The sequence below is a fragment of the Thermovenabulum sp. genome (assembly GCF_049723235.1).
Lineage (GTDB): Bacteria > Bacillota > Thermosediminibacteria > Thermosediminibacterales > Thermosediminibacteraceae > Thermovenabulum.
The window spans coordinates 1-17,717 of sequence record NZ_JBNARB010000015.1; the positions used below are offsets into that span (position 1 = coordinate 1).

The window sequence follows — 17,717 nt, forward strand, 5'->3', positions numbered from 1 at the left end:
GTGGTGAGATGGTGAGTTTTTAAAAAAAAACCTAAAAATACTTGACGCGATCGCATAAATGACAAATATTGTATTGAAAAAAATTAAATGATATAATTTATACTAATGATTTTTAGCGTAAAAAAGAGGGCGAGGGTGAAAAATGAAGTTTACAAAAATGCACGGTCTTGGAAATGATTTTATTGTAATTGATGGTTTTAAAGAAGATATATCCATCATTGAAGAAAAAGCAAAAATTCTTTGTGATAGACATTTTGGTATTGGTGCAGATGGTATTTTAATTTTGTTGCCTTCCGATATTGCTGATTTAAAAATGAGGATAATTAATAGCGACGGCAGCGAAGCTACTATGTGCGGAAATGGGATCAGGTGCTTTGCCGTTTATGCCTATACGAGAAAAATAGTTAATAAAAAGAAAATGGAAATTGAAACCTTAGCAGGAATTATAAAACCCGAAATTATTGTCAATAAGGATATAGTAGAAGCGGTTAAAGTTGACATGGGATATTACAGTTTATTAAGGGAAGATATTCCTATGCTGGGAAATACTAAGGAAGAAGCGGTTGATTTTGATTTAATTGTCGATAATAGTAGTTTTAAAGCCACCGCTGTTTCCATGGGGAATCCACACTGCGTAATTTTTACCGAGGATGTGGAAAGTATTCAATTAGAGAGTTTGGGTCCCAAAATTGAAAATCACCCATACTTTCCAAAGAGAACGAATGTAGAATTTGTTGAAGTGATTTCTGACAGTCAATTGAAAATGAAAGTATGGGAAAGGGGAGCGGGAATTACACTGGCATGTGGTACGGGTGCCTGTGCAAGTGCGGTTGCTGCCCATAAAAAAGGATTTGTTAAAGATAAAGTTACTGTAAAATTGCCGGGAGGTGACTTATTTATAGAAATAATGGAAGATAAAAAAGTATTCATGACTGGGCCTGCAAAAGAAGTCTTTAGCGGAGAACTGGAACTATCATATTTATAATCATATAATTAAAAAACTTACAAAAATTTGGAGGGGTTAGAGTTGGAACGTGCAGAACGAATAAAGAAGATACCACCTTACCTTTTTGCGCAAATTGACAAAAAAATATCTGAACTTAAGAGCAAGGGTATAGATGTAATAAGTTTAGGAATTGGAGATCCCGATCTTCCGACACCACCCAATATAATAGAAGCGATGAAGAAAGCGGTGGAAGTCAAAGAATATCATAGGTATCCGGATTATGAAGGCTCTCTCGAATTTAGGGAAGCAGTTTCTACTTATTACAAAAATCGCTTTAATGTTGGTCTGGATCCCAAAAGTGAGGTAATGGCTTTAATTGGATCAAAGGAAGGAATTGCTCATATATTTTTAGCTTTTGTAAACCCTGGAGATTATGTTTTAATACCGGATCCTGCATATCCCGTATACAAAACTGCTGCAATTTTTGCCGGAGGAATTCCCTATACAATGCCACTACTGGAAGAGAATAATTTCCTCCCGGACTTTTCTAAAATAGATGAAGAAATATTAAAAAAAGCCAAATTAATGTTTTTATGTTATCCCAATAACCCGACAGGGGCTGTGGCAAATGAAGAGTTTTTTATGGAGGCTATAGAACTTGCTAAAAAGTATGATATAATTTTATGTCATGATAGCGCTTATGCTGAAATTACATATGACGGATATAAAGCCCCGAGTATTCTTTCTTTCCCGGGAGCAAAGGATATAGCGGTTGAGTTTGGGTCTTTGTCGAAGCCTTATCGAATGACCGGGTGGAGGATTGGCTATGCTGTGGGCAACAGTGAAATAATTCAGGGTCTGGGTATAATTAAAACAAATGTGGATTCCGGTCAATTTACAGCTATACAAAAAGCGGGCATTGAAGCATTACTCGGGCCTCAGGATAGCATAAAAGAGATGAACGATATTTTTAAGAAAAGAAGAGACCTGGTTGTCAATACTTTAAGAGAGATTGGTATAGATGTAAAATCACCCAAGGCTACCTTTTATATTTGGGTGAAAGTTCCAGAAGGGTATACTTCCGCAAGTTTTGCAGAAAAATTAATAGAGCAGGCTGCTGTGGTTGTAACACCTGGAAGCGCGTATGGAGAATACGGTGAAGGTTATGTGAGAATATCTCTTACAACCCCCGACCATAGATTGATGGAGGCAATGGAAAGAATTAAAAAAATTTCTTTTTAAAAAATAAAGGGCGTGATTAAATGGCAAAAAGTATGACGGGGTATGGGAGAGGAAAATCTCTGAACGAGCCGGGTTGGGAAGTTGAAATAAGAACGGTAAACCATAGATTTTTAGACATCTATGTCAGGCTTCCGAAACCCTGGTTATATTTAGAAGAAAAGATACGAGGATTTATAAAAGAGCGTATTTCGCGGGGAAGGGTAGATGTATATATCGGTTACAGTTCTTTTAATCTCGAGAGGGAGATTAAAACCGATGATAAGGCTATTGAAGCTTTATACAAAAAGCTTTTAGAATTAAAAGAAAAGATAGGCTTTGAGGGTCCAATTTCATTAGAGCTCCTCTCCCTTCTTCCGGATATTTTTAGAGTGGAAAAAAATGTGGAAGATGAAGAGTTGTGGCTTTCTTTAAAACCGGTATTGGAAGAAGCTGTATTGAATTTAAACTACATGAGAGAAGAAGAGGGTAAAAATTTATTGGCGGACATTTCAAAAAGGTTAAATTCGATTAACCAGAAATTAGAAATAATTAGATCCCGAAGGGAAATTAACTTGAAAGAATATAAGAGCAGATTGGAAAAAAGGATATCGGAAATTCTTGAAAAAGAAATCCTTGATAATGAGAGATTGGAGATGGAAGTTGCTTATTTTGCAGAGAGATCCGATATAAATGAAGAATTGGTGAGAATTGAAAGCCATATTATTCAATTCACTAATTTATTTGATTCCGATGAGCCCGTTGGGAAAAAGATGGATTTTATTGCTCAGGAAATGTTCAGAGAGATAAATACCATTGCTGCCAAAAGTGCGGATTATGTAATTTCAAAACAGGTTATTGACATTAAAAGCGAGCTTGAAAAAATAAGGGAACAGGTTCAGAATTTAGAATAATATTACCAGGAGGGAATATTTTGTGGACATAAAATTAGTTAATATTGGTTTTGGTAATATAGTTTCTGCCAATAGAATTATTGCAATAGTAAGTCCAGAATCTGCACCTATAAAAAGAATTATTCAAGAAGCAAGGGATAGAGGAATGCTTATTGATGCTACTTATGGCAGGAGGACTCGTGCTGTAATTATTACCGATAGTGATCATGTTATATTATCTGCCGTGCAGCCAGAAACGGTAGCAAATAGATTAAGCGAAAAGGAAATTGAAGAAGAGGAAATTGAAGAGGAAGAAGTAAAATAGGAGAGTAGAAATTATGAATAATAAGGGAATGCTTATAGTTCTATCGGGACCGTCGGGGGCGGGTAAAGGAACAGTATGCAGCAAATTGCTGGAAAGAAACACCAATATCGCCCTTTCTATTTCTTATACCACTCGCTCTCCAAGACCCGGAGAAAAAAATGGGGTTAATTACTTTTTTACAGATAAAGAGAATTTTGAAAGGATGATTAAAGAAGGATGCTTTTTAGAATGGGCAAATGTATATAACAATTACTACGGCACCCCAAAAAAGTTCGTAGAAGAAAAGATAAATAACGGACAGGATGTAATTTTAGAAATTGATATACAGGGAGCAAAACAAATAAAACAAAACTGGAAGGATGCCGTTTTTATTTTTATACTTCCTCCTAACCTGGAAGAATTAAAAAGAAGGATTGAAAAGAGGGGAAGTGAAACAGAAGAATCATTAAGACTTAGATTGATGTGTGCCTTAGACGAATTAAAAGCCCTTTCGTCTTACGATTATGTAATCGTTAATGATGATATAGATAAAGCAGTAGAGAAATTACAAGCCATAATTCTGGCTGAAAAATGCAGGGTTTACAGGAATCAGGATTTAATAAATAAAATGCATTAAGGGGTGAGGGTAATATATGATGTATCCTTCAATTGACTCTTTAACTGCAAAATTCGATAGTAAATATACCATTGTGGTTGCTGCTGCAAAAAGAGCAAGACAACTGGTGGAAGGAGCTCCCAAATTAGTAGATGTAAAGACTACCAAACCCGTTTCCATAGCACTTTTTGAATTGGATGCGGGTAAAATTAAAGTAGAACGAATTAAAACAAAATAAAAGGACGGATTTGAGATGCTAAAAGGTAAATTCATTTTATTAGGGGTAACCGGCAGCATCGCTGCTTATAAGGCTTGTGAATTAACAAGACTTTTTAAAAAAAGGGGAGCTTATGTGCAGGTCGTAATGACGGAATCGGCCTGTAAATTCGTAGCTCCCCTTACTTTTCAGATACTTTCCGAGAATCCCGTAATAAAAGATATGTTTAAAGAGCCTTCCAATTGGGAAGTTGAACATGTATCCCTCGCGGATAAAACAGATATTTTTGTTATTGCTCCCGCTACAGCTAATATTATTGCTAAATTAGCTTCCGGAATTGCGGATGATATGCTGACAACCACATTTTTAGCTACAAAGGCTACAAAAATTATAGTTCCGGCTATGAACGTAAATATGTATGAAAATTCCATCACCCAGAGAAACATAAATATTTTAAAAATGAACGGATGCTATGTTATGGAACCGGATGAGGGCTTTTTGGCCTGTGGCAAGATAGGTAAAGGAAGATTTCCGGACCCGGAAGATATTATTGACTATGTGGAAAAAGTTGCAGTAAAACAGGAAGATTTAAAAGGGATCAAAATTTTAATAACCGCAGGACCGACGAGAGAGTATTTTGATCCGATAAGGTTTATCTCAAATAGGTCGTCGGGGAAAATGGGTTATAAAATAGCGGAAGCTGCCTTAGAAAGAGGAGCCGAGGTTGCGTTGATTTCCGGGCCGGTAAGTATTTCACCTCCCGAAAAATTACATTTATTTCATAAAGTGGAAACGGCAGAAGAAATGAAAAATAAGGTTAATGAGCTTTTCCGGTGGGCTGATGTAATTATAAAAGCAGCAGCTGTTTCCGATTATCGCCCAAAGCATAAAAGTGAACATAAGATAAAAAAATCTGATGAGGAAATTATTATTGAACTTGTTAAAAATCCCGATATTTTGAAGGAGCTCGGAGAAAAAAAAGGAGAAAAAATATTGGTGGGTTTTGCTGCCGAGACGGATCTTCCTGAAGGAAATGCAAGAGAAAAATTAATTAAAAAGAACCTTGACATGATAGTTTTAAATGATGTGACAAAACAGGGTGCCGGTTTTGAGGTGGATACAAATATTGTAAAAATTTTATACAAGAGTGGAAGAATAGAAGAATTTCCGTTATTGAGTAAAAAAGAAGTAGCTCATCTGATTTTAGATAGAATAAAGGCGATATTAAAAGAGCGTGCTTAAATCCGCCTGCTGGGAAAAAGCACGCTTTAAAAGGCGGACAAAAATAGCCCAGCCTCAAATGTGCCTTTTTGGCACTTTGAGTAAACAGGTACAGGGTTGAAAAAAATAGCTAAAATTGCGGTAGATGTTAAACACCCCAGGGTCAAGGGGGAATATTCTTATATAATTCCGGAGGAATTAATAGAAAAAATTAGAATTGGTAGCAGGGTATTAGTGCCTTTTAATAACAAAAAAACCCGGGGATTTGTTGTAGATTTTGAAGAGGAAGAGTTGATAGATGAAAAACTGAGAAATAAATTAAAAAGCATAATTGAAGTAGAAGAGGTAGCAATACCGGAAGCTTTGATAGATCTGGCTAAAAGTCTTTCTGAATACTATGGAGCTTATTTAATTGATTTTTTAAAATTGATGTGTCCCGTAAAAAGTGGACTAAAGAAAACTGTAATATATAAGATTAACAGACAATTTACCGATAGCTTGAATTCCGATATTCAAAAAAAAATATATTTATTTTTACTGAATAGGGAAAGAGCTTCCATAGAGGAGATATCAAGAGCAACGGGAATAGAAAAAGAAAAAGTGAGAAATGGGCTCAATGCTCTTTATAAGAAAAATGCCGTTTTTAAAGAATACGATGCGGCCAATAGGGCAAAAATGAAATATTCCTTGGGAAATGATAATGACTATAATTGCAATTCTCATGAAATAAATCTTTCAGTAGAGCAAAAAGATGCTATTAAAACTATTTTAAAAAATTTTGATGAACAAAAAAAACCTGTTCTGTTATTCGGCGTAACGGGCAGCGGAAAGACGGAAGTTTATATAAGAGTGATTGAGGAGGTAATATCAAGAGGCAAAGGCGCTATTTTCCTGGTTCCGGAAATTTCCCTGACACCTCAGGTAGTGGATATCTTTCAGAGGAGATTTCCGGGGAAAATAGCGATTTTACACAGCGCACTTACTGATGGAGAAAGATTTGACGAATGGGTAAGAATTATAAGAGGGGAAGTAAATATTGTTATTGGAGCTCGTTCAGCCATTTTTGCTCCTGTAAAAAATTTAGGAATTATAGTGCTGGACGAAGAACATGAAACTTCTTATAAGCAATCGGAGTACCCTTTTTACGATGCAAGGATTGTGGCCAGATTGAGAGCAAAAAAAGAGGATGTATTATTAATTTTCGGAAGTGCTACTCCTTCGTTGGAAAGCATATATGAGGTGCAAAGAGGTAATTTCTTGTTGATAAAAATGAGGAAAAGAATTAATAATAGACCTTTGCCTGCCTTTGAAATTATTGATATGAGGGAAGAATTGAAAAAAGGTAATAAAAGCATTTTCAGCCGCCGTTTGATTGAAGAATTAGAAAATACAATAGCAAGAAAAGAACAGGCTATTTTGTTTTTAAATCGAAGAGGTTATTCAACTTTTGTTTTATGCAGGGATTGCGGATATGTGGCAAAATGCCCTCATTGTGATATATCCTTGGTTTATCACTTAGAAGATAAATCTTTAAAATGTCATTACTGTGACTTTAAAGTAAAAGCTTTAGAAACATGTCCTAAATGTAAAGGTAATAAAATAGGTTATTACGGAACGGGAACCGAAAAAATTGAGGAGGAAATAAAAAGATTTATACCGGAAATTAAAACTGTGAGAATTGATGCCGATGTAGTTTCTAAAAAAGGAATGATGTTAAGAGAGAAATTACTGGAATTCAAAACGGGAAGGGCCAACGTTTTAATAGGGACCCAAACTATCGCAAAAGGGCTTGATTTTCCAAAGGTTTCTTTAATAGGGATAGTTTTGGCAGATATAACATTAAATATTCCTGATTTTCGTTCAGGGGAAAGGACATTTCAACTTATAACCCAGGTTGCGGGAAGAGCGGGCAGAGGACTTACCGGTGGGAAAGTTCTGATTCAAACCTATTATCCTGAATCCTATGTTATTAGGGCGGCGGTAAACTATGATTTAAATAATTTTTTTAAACAGGAACTAAAAAATAGAAAAGAATTTAATTATCCTCCTTTCTGCCATCTTTTAAACATAACCCTTTCGGGAAAGGATAAGGAGTATGTTGAAGATTTATCCTGGAAAATATGTGAGGTGTTAAAAAGGTGTATTGAGGAGGATGTAGAAATTTTAGGACCCATACCTGCTCTTAGGTTTAAAATTAAAGATAATTTTCGGTACAATATACTTATGAAAAGTAAGAAATATACACCTTTAATTCAAGCTCAAAAACAGCTTAAGGAAATTTCGGCTAAAGAAGAGAAGGTTAAATTTTCCTGGGATTTAGATCCTTATGAGCTTTTATAGTGATTTTATAGTGAAAATAAATTCAAAATAGTTTTAAGGAGGCAAGCCATGGCTTACAGAGAAATAAGAAAATTAGGAGATGACATATTAAGAAAAAAAGCAAGAGAGGTAACTATTTTTGATAATAGGCTTAAGATGCTTATAGAAGATATGGCGGAGACTATGAAAAAAGCAAGCGGTATTGGTCTTGCTGCACCTCAGGTCGGAATATTAAAAAGGGTAATAATAGTGGATATAGGAGAAGGTTTGAACGTTTTTATTAATCCGGAAATTATTGAAATGGATGGTGAGATAATAGATGTGGAAGGTTGTTTAAGTATACCGGGAGTTTATGGTGAAGTGGCAAGGCCTCAAAGGCTAAAGGTGAAGGCAAAGGATGAAAAGGGTTTGGATTTTGAACTTGAGGCGGAGGGTCTATTTGCAAGGGCTATTTGCCATGAGATCGATCATTTAAATGGTGTTTTATTCATAGACAAAGCAAATAATATTATCGAAGAAAAAAAAGGTGATGAATAGCTATGAAAATAATTTTCATGGGGACCCCCCAATTTGCCGTTCCTTCACTAAATGTTTTACTGGAAAATAAATATGAGGTAATAGCGGTAGTAACTCAACCGGATAAACCAAAAGGGCGAAAACAAATTTTAACTCCACCTGAGGTAAAAGTACAAGCACTGAAATTTAATATTCCCGTTCTACAGCCCGAAAAGGTAAAACAACCGGATATTGTAAAAAAGTTAGAAGAGTTAAAACCCGATTTAATTGTAGTAGTAGCTTTTGGGCAAATCCTTCCTCAGAGCATATTGAAGATACCTGCTATTGGCTGTATTAATGTACATGCCTCCCTTCTCCCTAAATATAGAGGAGCTGCCCCCATACAATGGGCAATAATTAATGGAGAAAGGGAAACCGGTGTAACCATAATGTGGATGGATGAAGGAATGGATACTGGTGATATTTTTTTACAGGAGAAGATAGTTATTGAAGATAACTGGACCAGCGAGGATTTATCGATCAGGCTTTCCAAACTTGGAGCGGATCTTTTATTAAAGAGTATAAAAGAAATTGAAAGGGGTAATCTTTTAAGGACTCCCCAGGAGGATAAAAAAGCGACATATGCTCCTATTTTAAAAAAGGAACATGGACTTATATACTGGAATAAAAGTGCTAAGGAAATATATAATTTGATACGAGGCACATATCCCTGGCCCGGAGCTTATACATTTTTTAAAGGACAGGAAATAAAAGTATGGAAAGCACAACATAGAGAGGATCAAAACGAAAAACCCGGGAAAATAATTAAAATTCTAAAAAATGAGGGGATTTTGGTGGGTACAGGCGATGGCACCCTATTAATTACTGAACTTCAGGAGTCTGGAGGAAAGAGAATGAAAGCATGGGATTATGTAATAGGGCATCCTATGTCAGAAGGTGATGAATTTGGAAATTGAAAGGCGAAAGGTTAATCCGCGGGAGGTTGCACTAAAAGTTATTGAAAAAGTGGAAAAAGGTTCTTATTCTAATTTAGAATTGAATGCCCAATTTAAAAAAGATTTGAGTGAACAGGATAAGAATCTTGCTACCGAGCTCGTTTACGGAGTGATTAAAAATCGCATTCGTATAGATTATATTATTTCAAAGGTATCCAATATTTCGGTGGGAAAACTTGATAATATTATTTTAAACATTCTTCGCATCGGAGTTTATCAAATATTATTTCTCGACAAAATTCCTTCTTATGCTGTTGTCAATGAATCGGTGAAACTTGCAAAAAAATATAGAAAATTTTCGGCGGGTTTTGTAAATGCAGTGTTAAGAAATGTTTTAAGAAAGATAAATGAAATCGAGTATCCCGATGAAAAAAAAGAACCGGAAAGGTTTTTAAGTATATATTATTCTTTTCCTAAATGGATAGTTGCAAGATGGATGGGGCTTTACGGTTATGAATTCACAAAAGAACTAATTCAGGCTTTAAATGAAAAGCCAAAACTATGTATTAGAGTAAATACTTTAAAGGTAGGTGTGGATGAACTAAAAACTATTCTTGAGAAAGAAGGATACGAAGTAAATAAAGGATACTATATTGATGAAGCATTATATCTTGTGAAAGCTCGTAATTTTACCGATTCAGAAAGTTTCATAAAGGGTTATTTTCAACCTCAGGATGAAGGTTCTCTTTTAGTAGTTAGAGCACTGGGAGTTAATAAAAAAGACAGGGTTTTAGATGCTGCTGCAGCACCGGGAGGTAAAACCACTTATATTGCTCAACTAATGGAAAACGAGGGACAGGTAATTGCATGGGACATACATCCTCATAGATTAGAATTGATTGAAAAACTTTGCGAAAAATTGGGTGTTTCTATTGTAAAAACAGAACAAAAGGATGCAGCTATTATCGATGAAAAATATACAGCATATTTCGATAAGGTCTTGGTAGATGCTCCCTGCAGTGGGCTTGGAGTAATAAAGCGGAAGCCCGATATTAAGTGGTCAAAAAAGGCGGAGGATATACTTTTGCTGAGAAATGAACAGCTGAAACTTTTGAAAACCTGTTCCACCTATGTAAAACCAGGAGGGGTAATTGTTTACAGCACCTGTACCTTAGAACCCAGTGAAAATGAAGATGTGGTATATTCATTTTTGAGGGAAAATGGAGATTTTCAGCTTGACGATTTAAGACCCCTATTGCCCGAAAAATTGCATCCTTATATTAAAGATAAGGGGATTTTACAAACTTTTCCACATATTCATGGCATAGATGGTTTTTTCATAGCAAGGATAAAAAGGGTGAAATAATGGAGGATTTATAATGGAGAAAAAAAACCTTAAAGCAATGGACCTTAACGAACTTACTGAATACATAAGGACCCTGGGAGAAAAGGATTTTCGAGCAAGGCAAATCTATAGGTGGATTTACAAGGGAGTGTCAGACTTTGAATCAATGAGCGACCTTCCTAAAAACCTGATTGTTCAATTAAAGAAATGTGCATATATAAGCGAGATAAAAATTTTAAAAAAGGTTGATTCAAAAAAGGATAAGACCTCTAAATTTCTTTTTCTTTTAGTGGATGGAAATATTATTGAAAGCGTGAAAATGGAATATTCTTATGGCGTCAGCGTATGTGTGTCAAGCCAAGTGGGATGTGCTATGGGGTGCGCTTTTTGTGCATCAACCCTGGGAGGAATTGTAAGAAATTTAGAAGCCTGGGAGATGGTGGATCAAATTCTACAGATTGAAAAACAAATTAATAAAAAAGTGAGCCATGTGGTGGTAATGGGAAGCGGAGAACCTCTTTTGAATTATACAGAATTGATTAAGTTTTTAAGATTATTAAATAACCCCCTTGGCCTCAATATTAGTTTAAGAAAAGTTACTGTTTCAACGTGCGGAATTGTCCCTTATATTTACAAACTTGCCGAGGAAAACATGCCAATTACCCTCTCCATTTCACTTCATGCACCTTTTGATGATTTAAGAAACAAGTTAATGCCCATCAATAGAAAATATAATATCACCCAATTGCTCGAAGCCTGCAATTTTTATATAATGAAAACTAAAAGGAGAATTAGTTTTGAGTATATTTTAATTTCTGGAGTTAACGATGGAAAAGAGTGTGCAAAAAAACTTGCAGACCTTTTAAGGGGAATGTTATGTCATGTCAATCTGATTCCTTTGAACCCAGTAAAAGAAAAATTATTTAAAGGTAGCGATCCGAGAGCAATAAGAAGGTTCGAAAAGATTCTGGAGGAAAATCGTATTCCTGTAACTGTAAGAGCTAAAATGGGTAGCGACATTGAAGCGGCCTGCGGTCAGCTCCGGTGGAGTTTTTTAAAAGAGGTGGAAGGATGATATTTTGGGGAATAACTGACAAAGGTAAATTGAGGCCCAATAACGAGGATGCTTTTTTTATGCCGGATAATAATGAAGAACCCTTGGTTTTTATAGTTGCCGATGGAATGGGCGGTCATAATGGCGGAGAGATAGCGAGCAGAATAGCTGTAGATGAGATTTCTTCCTTTTTGTATAACAACAAAGAAAAACTTTATAAAGAGGATGAAATTAAAGAACTGATTAAAGAGGCTTTTTATTTTGCAAATAAAAAAATACTGGAAAAATCCTATAATGATTCAGAATGTGTGGGTATGGGAACTACATCAACCGTAGCAGTTATAGTGCAAAAGAAATTATTTGTAGGGCATATAGGAGATTGCAGGCTTTACATAATTAGAAATCAAAGTATTAATCAAATCACAAAAGATCATTCCCTGGTTTGGGAATTAATGGAGCAAGGGAAAATAAACTTTGAAGAAATGAAATTACATCCCATGAAGCATATAATTACAAAAGCCCTCGGGATAGAGGAATTCTCAGATCCTGATATTTTAAAAGTTTATTTGGAAAAAGGTGATGTAATATTAATTTGCAGCGATGGATTGACTTCGATGCTTTCAGATTCAGAAATTAAGGATGTAGTGGAAAAACACAAAGATCCTGAGGAAATATGCAAAGAATTAGTTAATTTTGCAAACGAAAAAGGCGGATATGATAATATTACTGTTGTTACCATTATCATCGATTATTAAATGGAGATGATAGGTTTATGCTGGGAAGGAAATTGGGTAATAGGTATTTAATACTGGAGGAAATTGGCGGGGGTGGCATGGCGATAGTATATAAAGCCAGATGCACCCTTTTGAATAGATTGGTCGCAGTAAAGGTATTGAGGCCTGAGTATTCTAATGATGATGATTTTGTTATTAGATTTCGGAGAGAGGCACAAGCTGCGGCGAGTTTATCTCACCCTAACATTGTGAGCATATACGATGTGGGGAAGGAAGATGGGATACACTATATTGTAATGGAATACGTAGAGGGTAAAACTTTAAAACAAATAATTAAGGAAGAAGGACCGTTACCCGCTCCGCTGGTACTGGAAATTGCAAGACAAATATGTGATGCTATTGAATGTGCTCATAAGAATAAAATTATTCACAGGGATATCAAACCACATAACGTTATAATAACTCCGGAAGGAAGGGTTAAAGTTACCGATTTTGGTATTGCCCGTGCAATAAATTGCTCTACCATTACAAACAGCGGTGGTATTGTTGGTTCGGTTCACTATTTTTCACCGGAGCAGGCAAAGGGGGATTATACCGACGAAAGGTCGGATATATATTCCTTTGGAGTATTATTATACGAGGCTTTTACCGGAAAACTGCCCTTTACGGGAGACAGTCCTGTGTCGGTAGCGTTAAAACATCTGCAAGAAAAGCCGGTATCCATATCTAAAATGCTTTCCGGATTCCCTTATTTTATTGAAGATATTATAAGCAGATGTCTTGAAAAATTACCGGAAAATAGATATCAGACCATTTCGGAGTTAAAAAGGGATATTATAAAAGCACAAAAGAAATTGGAAGAATCGGGCTTTGTTCTTCCTGAATCGGAAAAAACTATGATTTTTAAAGGTATGGATGAGGGAGAAAAAATAAAAGCTACAGCGAGAAAAATAAATAAAAAAAGGAATTATTTTCGTGGTTTCTTAATTTTTTCTTCATTAATTATATTATTTATTGTGTTTTCTTACTTAGGAATGTATATTGCAAAACAATATTTTGATGTTCCGGAAGTAACCGTTCCAAATGTCATAGGACTATCGGAAGAAGAGGCAGCAAAGAAATTAGCAGAGAAAAATTTAAAGTATGAGGTAACTGAAAGGATATTTTCCAATGAGCCTGTTGGCGAAGTGGTGGATCAGGATCCAAAAGGAGGAGAAATAGTAAAAATTAATCATCCGCCTGTAAGCCTTATTGTAAGTAAGGGGCCTCGAACTTTTGAGGTGCCCCGGTTAATAGGGCTTTCCGAAACAGAAGCAATTAATCTTATAACTTCTTCTAATTTTAAAGTAGGTCAAATTCAACGAGCTAATTCCACTGAATACCCTCAAGGAGTAGTAATGGACCAAAATCCAAGAGAAGGGTTACTGTTGCCTGAAAATACAGAAATAAATATTACTATAAGCCTCGGGCCGGAAGTGAAGAAGGCAATAATACCCTATCTCATCGGGAAGAGCTTGACTGAAGCTCAGAATGAAATATTAACGGCTAATTTAAGCATTGGGCAAATAAGTTACAAACCTTCTTCTGATTATGAAAAAAACATCGTGATAGATCAGAGTCCTAAAGCGGGTTTGGAAGTAGATAATGGCACTGTAGTAAACCTGACGGTAAGCTCTGGTAAAGCAGAAACAAAAAAATTTAATCTATCCATACCGCTTCCCCAAAGAGAGGGGGAATTTGTAGTAAAAGTGGTAGTAACCGACGACAAAGGAAAAAGGACTATATATGAAAACAAACACTCCTCAAAAGACAGTCCAGTAATCGTTCCTGTAGAGGGAACCGGAACGATTGATGTAGAAGTATGGGTAGATGGCGAATTATGGTATAAAAGCAGTTTTTAAAAAGATTTACAGGGAGGTATATAGTTGGCTAAAATTGCTCCTTCGATATTATCGGCAGACTTTTCTAATCTTGAGCAAGAAATTAAAAAAGTAGAAGATTTTGGAGCAGATTTTATTCATATTGATGTCATGGATGGTAATTTTGTACCAAATATAACGCTGGGACCCTGTGTAATAGAAAGTATAAGAAAGGTGACAAATCTTCCTTTTGATGTTCACCTGATGATCGAATATCCCGAAAGGTATTTAAAGGATTTCGCTGAAGCGGGAGCCGATATAATTAGCTTTCATCAGGAGGCTACTCGTCATGTTCATAGAACTATACAGGATATAAAAAAATTTGGGAAAAAAGCGGGGATTGCTATTAACCCCGCTACACCGGTAAGTTTAATTGAAGATATTCTGGAAGAAGTGGATTTAATTCTGGTAATGTCAGTAAATCCAGGATTTGGCGGGCAAAGCTTTATAAAAAGCACATTGAAAAAAATTTCCACGCTAAAACAAATTATTTTAAAAAATGATTATAAAACGTTAATCGAAGTAGATGGTGGCATCAATGAAGATAATGCTGAAGAAATTGTAAAAGCAGGAGCGGATATTTTGGTTGCGGGCTCTGCAATATACAAAAGTTGCGATCCAAAGGGGGTAATAAATAAATTGAAATTAATATAAAATTAGTTAATTAATAGGATGTTTTAAAAAAAAATTATCCCGGAAATTTATTTTCCGGGATTTTTTGTGTCAGCGCTTCACGAAGGTGAATATAATATATGTACTGATACATAAATAAGATGGAAAAAAACCCGGGGGTGATCGGGTGTTATGGAACTTTAGGTTTAAATATTTCAGGTATAGGAGAATTATAGGTGGTTTAACAATTGGTATTGGAGCTTTACTTTTACTCTTTTCTCTTCCTTCCTGGATTTGGATGTGCTTGATTGGAATAGTATTGATCGGTTTCGGAATGATTATACTGAAAAATTAAAATATGCGGGGGATTAAAATGAGAATATACGTCATTAAAATTCCCAAGAAAATAAGCAATATTGTAAAAAAAGTTATGAAGATTTTTACGAAAAATAAAAATTAGCTTTTATCAAAAATAAAAGCGTGCTTAAATTTTAGCACGCTATTATTCTGCTCTCTTTACCTTTCCAGACCTCAGGCAACGGGTACAAACATTTATTCTTTTGGGAGATCCGTTTATAATAGCATGTACCCTTTGAATATTTGGGCGCCACTTTCTTTTTGTTCTAATATGAGAATGGCTAATTTGCATACCTGATTGTGGTGTTTTCCCACAAATTTCACATTTTGCCATATTATTAACACCTCCTTAATAATGAATAAGCTATAAGTATTTTAATGACAACAAAGTTATTTTATCATAATGAAAAATTGACTTCAATAATAACTGAGATGTTATCTTAAAAAAAAAATAAAAATATATTATAATTGAAATATGCAAAGGCTATGTTAGGAGGAGGGCCCATTTTGAAAAATTTAATTAAAACTCCCCTTGGAACTATAAATATTACCCGGGAGGTAATTGCGGTAGTTGCCGGCAATGCAGCTGTAGAATGTTATGGACTGGTGGGTATGGTATCCCAAAAAATGAGCGATGGTATTATAGAATTACTTGGAAGGGATAACCTGGGTAAGGGAGTAGAGGTACATATTGATGAAAATAATCTGATTGTGGATCTTTACATCGCCGTCCAGTATGGAATTAAAATTAGTGAAGTTGCTCATAATGTTATCGAAAAAGTGCATTATAATTTAAATAAATACTTGGGAATAGTTCCTGACAAAGTAAATGTCATAGTAAAAACCGTACGCGTAAAGTAAAAGGGGGTTTATACATTGCAGCTTGAATACATTGATGCAGAGCTTTTTCGCAGGGCTTTATATTTAGCTTCAAAAAATCTGTCGGATAATAGAAAAATTGTTGATTCATTAAATGTTTATCCTGTTCCGGACGGCGATACGGGTACTAATATGTCGTTGACAATAGAGCAAGCAGTGGAAGAAATGAAAAAAATGCCTGAAAATGACTTGAAAAAATTGGCAGACGCTGCTGCCTGGGGAGCTTTGATGGGAGCAAGGGGCAATTCAGGGGTTATTCTTTCTCAGTTATTCCGGGGTTTTGCCGCTGCTATAGGTTCGGACAAAAAAATTTTAAAAGCTAAGGACCTTGCCAATTCCTTTCAAAAAGGGGTTGAAGAAGCATACAAAGCGATTTTGAAACCTGTAGAGGGAACAATACTTACCGTAGCCAGGGAGATGGCTCAAAAAATGCAGGTGGAATCTTCAAAAAACAAAGACATTATAGAGGTGCTGGAAGTTACAATAGAACATGGCAAAAAGGTGCTTGAAAAAACTCCAGAAATGCTGAAGGTATTAAAGGAAGCCGGTGTAGTGGATGCCGGCGGAAAGGGGCTTATATTTCTTGCAGATGGTTTTTTAAAAGCACTTAAAAACACCGGAGATATAAAGGAAGAATTATTACCTTCTATTGAAAAAGAAAAAATTGATAATAAGATCCAATTCGAAGAAGTTGAGCTAACATTTTTATACTGTACCGAGTTTATAGTGGAAAGCAAAAATCAAATTCCCATAGAGAGACTTAGAAATTCCCTTATCGAATTGGGCGATTCCCTCATAGTAACTGGAATGGATAATTTGGCCAAGGTACATATTCATACAAACCATCCGGGGAAGGTATTGGAAGAGGCTTTAAGATACGGTGAATTGAGGACCGTCAAAATTGACAATATGAAATTGCAGCATCAAGAATACATTGCGCAAAAAGAACAAAATACTCCTGAGGATACCGTAAAAGAAACATTGATAATTTCAGTGGCATCGGGTGAGGGAATAAAGGAAATATTTAAAACCCTGGGCGCGGATATAATTATTGAAGGCGGACAAACAATGAATCCCAGTACGGAAAGTATTTTATCAATAATTGAAAACCAAAATTCTAATAACGTAATTTTATTACCCAATAATAAAAATATAATTTTAACCGCGGAGCAGGTAAAAAAAATAAGCGAAAAAAAGGTATATGTAATACCTACAAAATCATTTCCACAGGGAATTTCTGCGCTAATGGCCTATAATCCCGAGGAAGACATAGAGTCTAATATAGAAAATATGATGAAAGCTTTTGACAATGTGGTTACGGGGGAAATAACTTTTGCAGTCAGGGATTCTAAATGGAACGGGCATGAGATAAAAAAGGGGAATATTTTGGGGATGGTTGATGGAGAGCTAAAGGTAGTGGGTAGTAACTGTAAAGATGTATTATTACCTTTAATTTTTCACATGATGGAAAAAAAGAATGGCAATTTGTTAACCATTTATGCGGGTAATGACATTAATGAACAGGAAAAAAATGAAATAAAAGACCTGATAGAAAGCAATTTTCCGGATTTAGAAGTTGAAATCTATGAAGGAGGGCAAAATCTTTATTATTATATTCTTTCCTTAGAATAG

The 17,717-nt window shown here is 35.4% G+C and carries 19 protein-coding genes; 18 read left to right on the forward strand and 1 reads right to left on the reverse strand.

The genetic code is table 11. The features are described from left to right. Positions 1–142 precede the first annotated feature (142 nt). From dapF to ACPLOV_RS08195, 16 genes are all read left to right on the forward strand, one after another. Positions 143–985 carry a diaminopimelate epimerase gene (dapF, locus tag ACPLOV_RS08120; protein ID WP_424909283.1) on the forward strand — a complete coding sequence of 281 codons (843 nt, stop codon included), beginning with the start codon at positions 143–145 and terminating at the stop codon, positions 983–985. 42 nt (positions 986–1,027) lie between these two features. Beyond that, positions 1,028–2,188 carry an LL-diaminopimelate aminotransferase gene (locus tag ACPLOV_RS08125; protein ID WP_424909282.1) on the forward strand — a complete coding sequence of 387 codons (1,161 nt, stop codon included), beginning with the start codon at positions 1,028–1,030 and terminating at the stop codon, positions 2,186–2,188. A 20-nt stretch (positions 2,189–2,208) separates the two neighbouring features. Continuing rightward, a complete protein-coding gene (locus ACPLOV_RS08130; protein ID WP_424909281.1) occupies positions 2,209–3,078 on the forward strand; it encodes a YicC/YloC family endoribonuclease in 870 nt (289 codons plus the stop codon). A 28-nt stretch (positions 3,079–3,106) separates the two neighbouring features. Then, the gene (gene remA, locus ACPLOV_RS08135; protein WP_424909284.1) at positions 3,107–3,382 is read left to right on the forward strand and encodes an extracellular matrix/biofilm regulator RemA; all 276 of its coding nucleotides are present in this window, start codon (positions 3,107–3,109) and stop codon (positions 3,380–3,382) included. A 13-nt stretch (positions 3,383–3,395) separates the two neighbouring features. After that, the gene (gmk, locus tag ACPLOV_RS08140; RefSeq protein WP_424909280.1) at positions 3,396–3,998 is read left to right on the forward strand and encodes a guanylate kinase; all 603 of its coding nucleotides are present in this window, start codon (positions 3,396–3,398) and stop codon (positions 3,996–3,998) included. A 16-nt stretch (positions 3,999–4,014) separates the two neighbouring features. Continuing rightward, the gene (rpoZ, locus tag ACPLOV_RS08145) at positions 4,015–4,215 is read left to right on the forward strand and encodes a DNA-directed RNA polymerase subunit omega (protein ID WP_068748128.1); all 201 of its coding nucleotides are present in this window, start codon (positions 4,015–4,017) and stop codon (positions 4,213–4,215) included. Positions 4,216–4,230: 15 nt separating this feature from the next. Then, positions 4,231–5,436 (forward strand): bifunctional phosphopantothenoylcysteine decarboxylase/phosphopantothenate--cysteine ligase CoaBC, encoded by a 1,206-nt coding sequence (gene coaBC, locus ACPLOV_RS08150; RefSeq protein ID WP_424909279.1) that lies wholly within the window; start codon positions 4,231–4,233, stop codon positions 5,434–5,436. Positions 5,437–5,532: 96 nt separating this feature from the next. Next, positions 5,533–7,755, forward strand: coding sequence for a replication restart helicase PriA (gene priA / locus ACPLOV_RS08155; protein WP_424909278.1), 2,223 nt, complete (start codon positions 5,533–5,535; stop codon positions 7,753–7,755). Between the two features lie 48 nt (positions 7,756–7,803). Further along, positions 7,804–8,271 carry a peptide deformylase gene (gene def / locus ACPLOV_RS08160; protein ID WP_424909277.1) on the forward strand — a complete coding sequence of 156 codons (468 nt, stop codon included), beginning with the start codon at positions 7,804–7,806 and terminating at the stop codon, positions 8,269–8,271. Between the two features lie 2 nt (positions 8,272–8,273). Further along, complete coding sequence (gene fmt / locus ACPLOV_RS08165; RefSeq protein WP_424910993.1) at positions 8,274–9,206, forward strand: methionyl-tRNA formyltransferase; 933 nt, start codon at positions 8,274–8,276, stop codon at positions 9,204–9,206. After that, a complete protein-coding gene (rsmB, locus tag ACPLOV_RS08170) occupies positions 9,196–10,551 on the forward strand; it encodes a 16S rRNA (cytosine(967)-C(5))-methyltransferase RsmB (RefSeq protein ID WP_424909275.1) in 1,356 nt (451 codons plus the stop codon). The genes fmt and rsmB overlap by 11 nt, the downstream gene beginning before the upstream one ends. 13 nt (positions 10,552–10,564) lie before the next feature. Further along, positions 10,565–11,605 (forward strand): 23S rRNA (adenine(2503)-C(2))-methyltransferase RlmN, encoded by a 1,041-nt coding sequence (gene rlmN, locus ACPLOV_RS08175; RefSeq protein WP_424909274.1) that lies wholly within the window; start codon positions 10,565–10,567, stop codon positions 11,603–11,605. Further along, positions 11,602–12,339 (forward strand): Stp1/IreP family PP2C-type Ser/Thr phosphatase, encoded by a 738-nt coding sequence (locus tag ACPLOV_RS08180; protein ID WP_424909273.1) that lies wholly within the window; start codon positions 11,602–11,604, stop codon positions 12,337–12,339. The genes rlmN and ACPLOV_RS08180 overlap by 4 nt, the downstream gene beginning before the upstream one ends. A 17-nt stretch (positions 12,340–12,356) precedes the next feature. Beyond that, positions 12,357–14,219: a Stk1 family PASTA domain-containing Ser/Thr kinase gene (gene pknB / locus ACPLOV_RS08185; protein ID WP_424910994.1), complete on the forward strand. Its 1,863-nt coding sequence runs from the start codon at positions 12,357–12,359 to the stop codon at positions 14,217–14,219. A 24-nt stretch (positions 14,220–14,243) separates the two neighbouring features. Then, on the forward strand, positions 14,244–14,891 hold the full coding sequence (gene rpe / locus ACPLOV_RS08190; protein ID WP_424910995.1) for a ribulose-phosphate 3-epimerase: 648 nt from the start codon (positions 14,244–14,246) through the stop codon (positions 14,889–14,891). A 145-nt stretch (positions 14,892–15,036) separates the two neighbouring features. Next, positions 15,037–15,204 (forward strand): hypothetical protein, encoded by a 168-nt coding sequence (locus ACPLOV_RS08195; RefSeq protein ID WP_424908245.1) that lies wholly within the window; start codon positions 15,037–15,039, stop codon positions 15,202–15,204. 147 nt (positions 15,205–15,351) lie between these two features. Here ACPLOV_RS08195 and rpmB read toward each other — a convergent pair whose 3' ends face one another. Further along, the gene (gene rpmB, locus ACPLOV_RS08200; protein ID WP_424908244.1) at positions 15,352–15,540 is read right to left on the reverse strand and encodes a 50S ribosomal protein L28; all 189 of its coding nucleotides are present in this window, start codon (positions 15,538–15,540) and stop codon (positions 15,352–15,354) included. A 173-nt stretch (positions 15,541–15,713) separates the two neighbouring features. On the opposite strand from rpmB, the gene ACPLOV_RS08205 reads away from it, so the two are divergent. Next, positions 15,714–16,067: an Asp23/Gls24 family envelope stress response protein gene (locus tag ACPLOV_RS08205; RefSeq protein WP_424910996.1), complete on the forward strand. Its 354-nt coding sequence runs from the start codon at positions 15,714–15,716 to the stop codon at positions 16,065–16,067. A 15-nt stretch (positions 16,068–16,082) separates the two neighbouring features. After that, a complete protein-coding gene (locus ACPLOV_RS08210) occupies positions 16,083–17,717 on the forward strand; it encodes a DAK2 domain-containing protein (RefSeq protein ID WP_424910997.1) in 1,635 nt (544 codons plus the stop codon).

Coding starts and splice junctions, on each gene's coding strand:
- ACPLOV_RS08180 (WP_424909273.1), top strand. CDS start 11,602: ATGATATTTTGGGGAATAACTGACAAAGGTAAATTGAGGCCCAATAAC.
- coaBC (WP_424909279.1), top strand. CDS start 4,231: ATGCTAAAAGGTAAATTCATTTTATTAGGGGTAACCGGCAGCATCGCT.
- rlmN (WP_424909274.1), top strand. CDS start 10,565: ATGGAGAAAAAAAACCTTAAAGCAATGGACCTTAACGAACTTACTGAA.
- gmk (WP_424909280.1), top strand. CDS start 3,396: ATGAATAATAAGGGAATGCTTATAGTTCTATCGGGACCGTCGGGGGCG.
- fmt (WP_424910993.1), top strand. CDS start 8,274: ATGAAAATAATTTTCATGGGGACCCCCCAATTTGCCGTTCCTTCACTA.
- dapF (WP_424909283.1), top strand. CDS start 143: ATGAAGTTTACAAAAATGCACGGTCTTGGAAATGATTTTATTGTAATT.
- pknB (WP_424910994.1), top strand. CDS start 12,357: ATGCTGGGAAGGAAATTGGGTAATAGGTATTTAATACTGGAGGAAATT.
- def (WP_424909277.1), top strand. CDS start 7,804: ATGGCTTACAGAGAAATAAGAAAATTAGGAGATGACATATTAAGAAAA.
- rpmB (WP_424908244.1), bottom strand. CDS start 15,540: ATGGCAAAATGTGAAATTTGTGGGAAAACACCACAATCAGGTATGCAA.
- ACPLOV_RS08130 (WP_424909281.1), top strand. CDS start 2,209: ATGGCAAAAAGTATGACGGGGTATGGGAGAGGAAAATCTCTGAACGAG.
- rpoZ (WP_068748128.1), top strand. CDS start 4,015: ATGATGTATCCTTCAATTGACTCTTTAACTGCAAAATTCGATAGTAAA.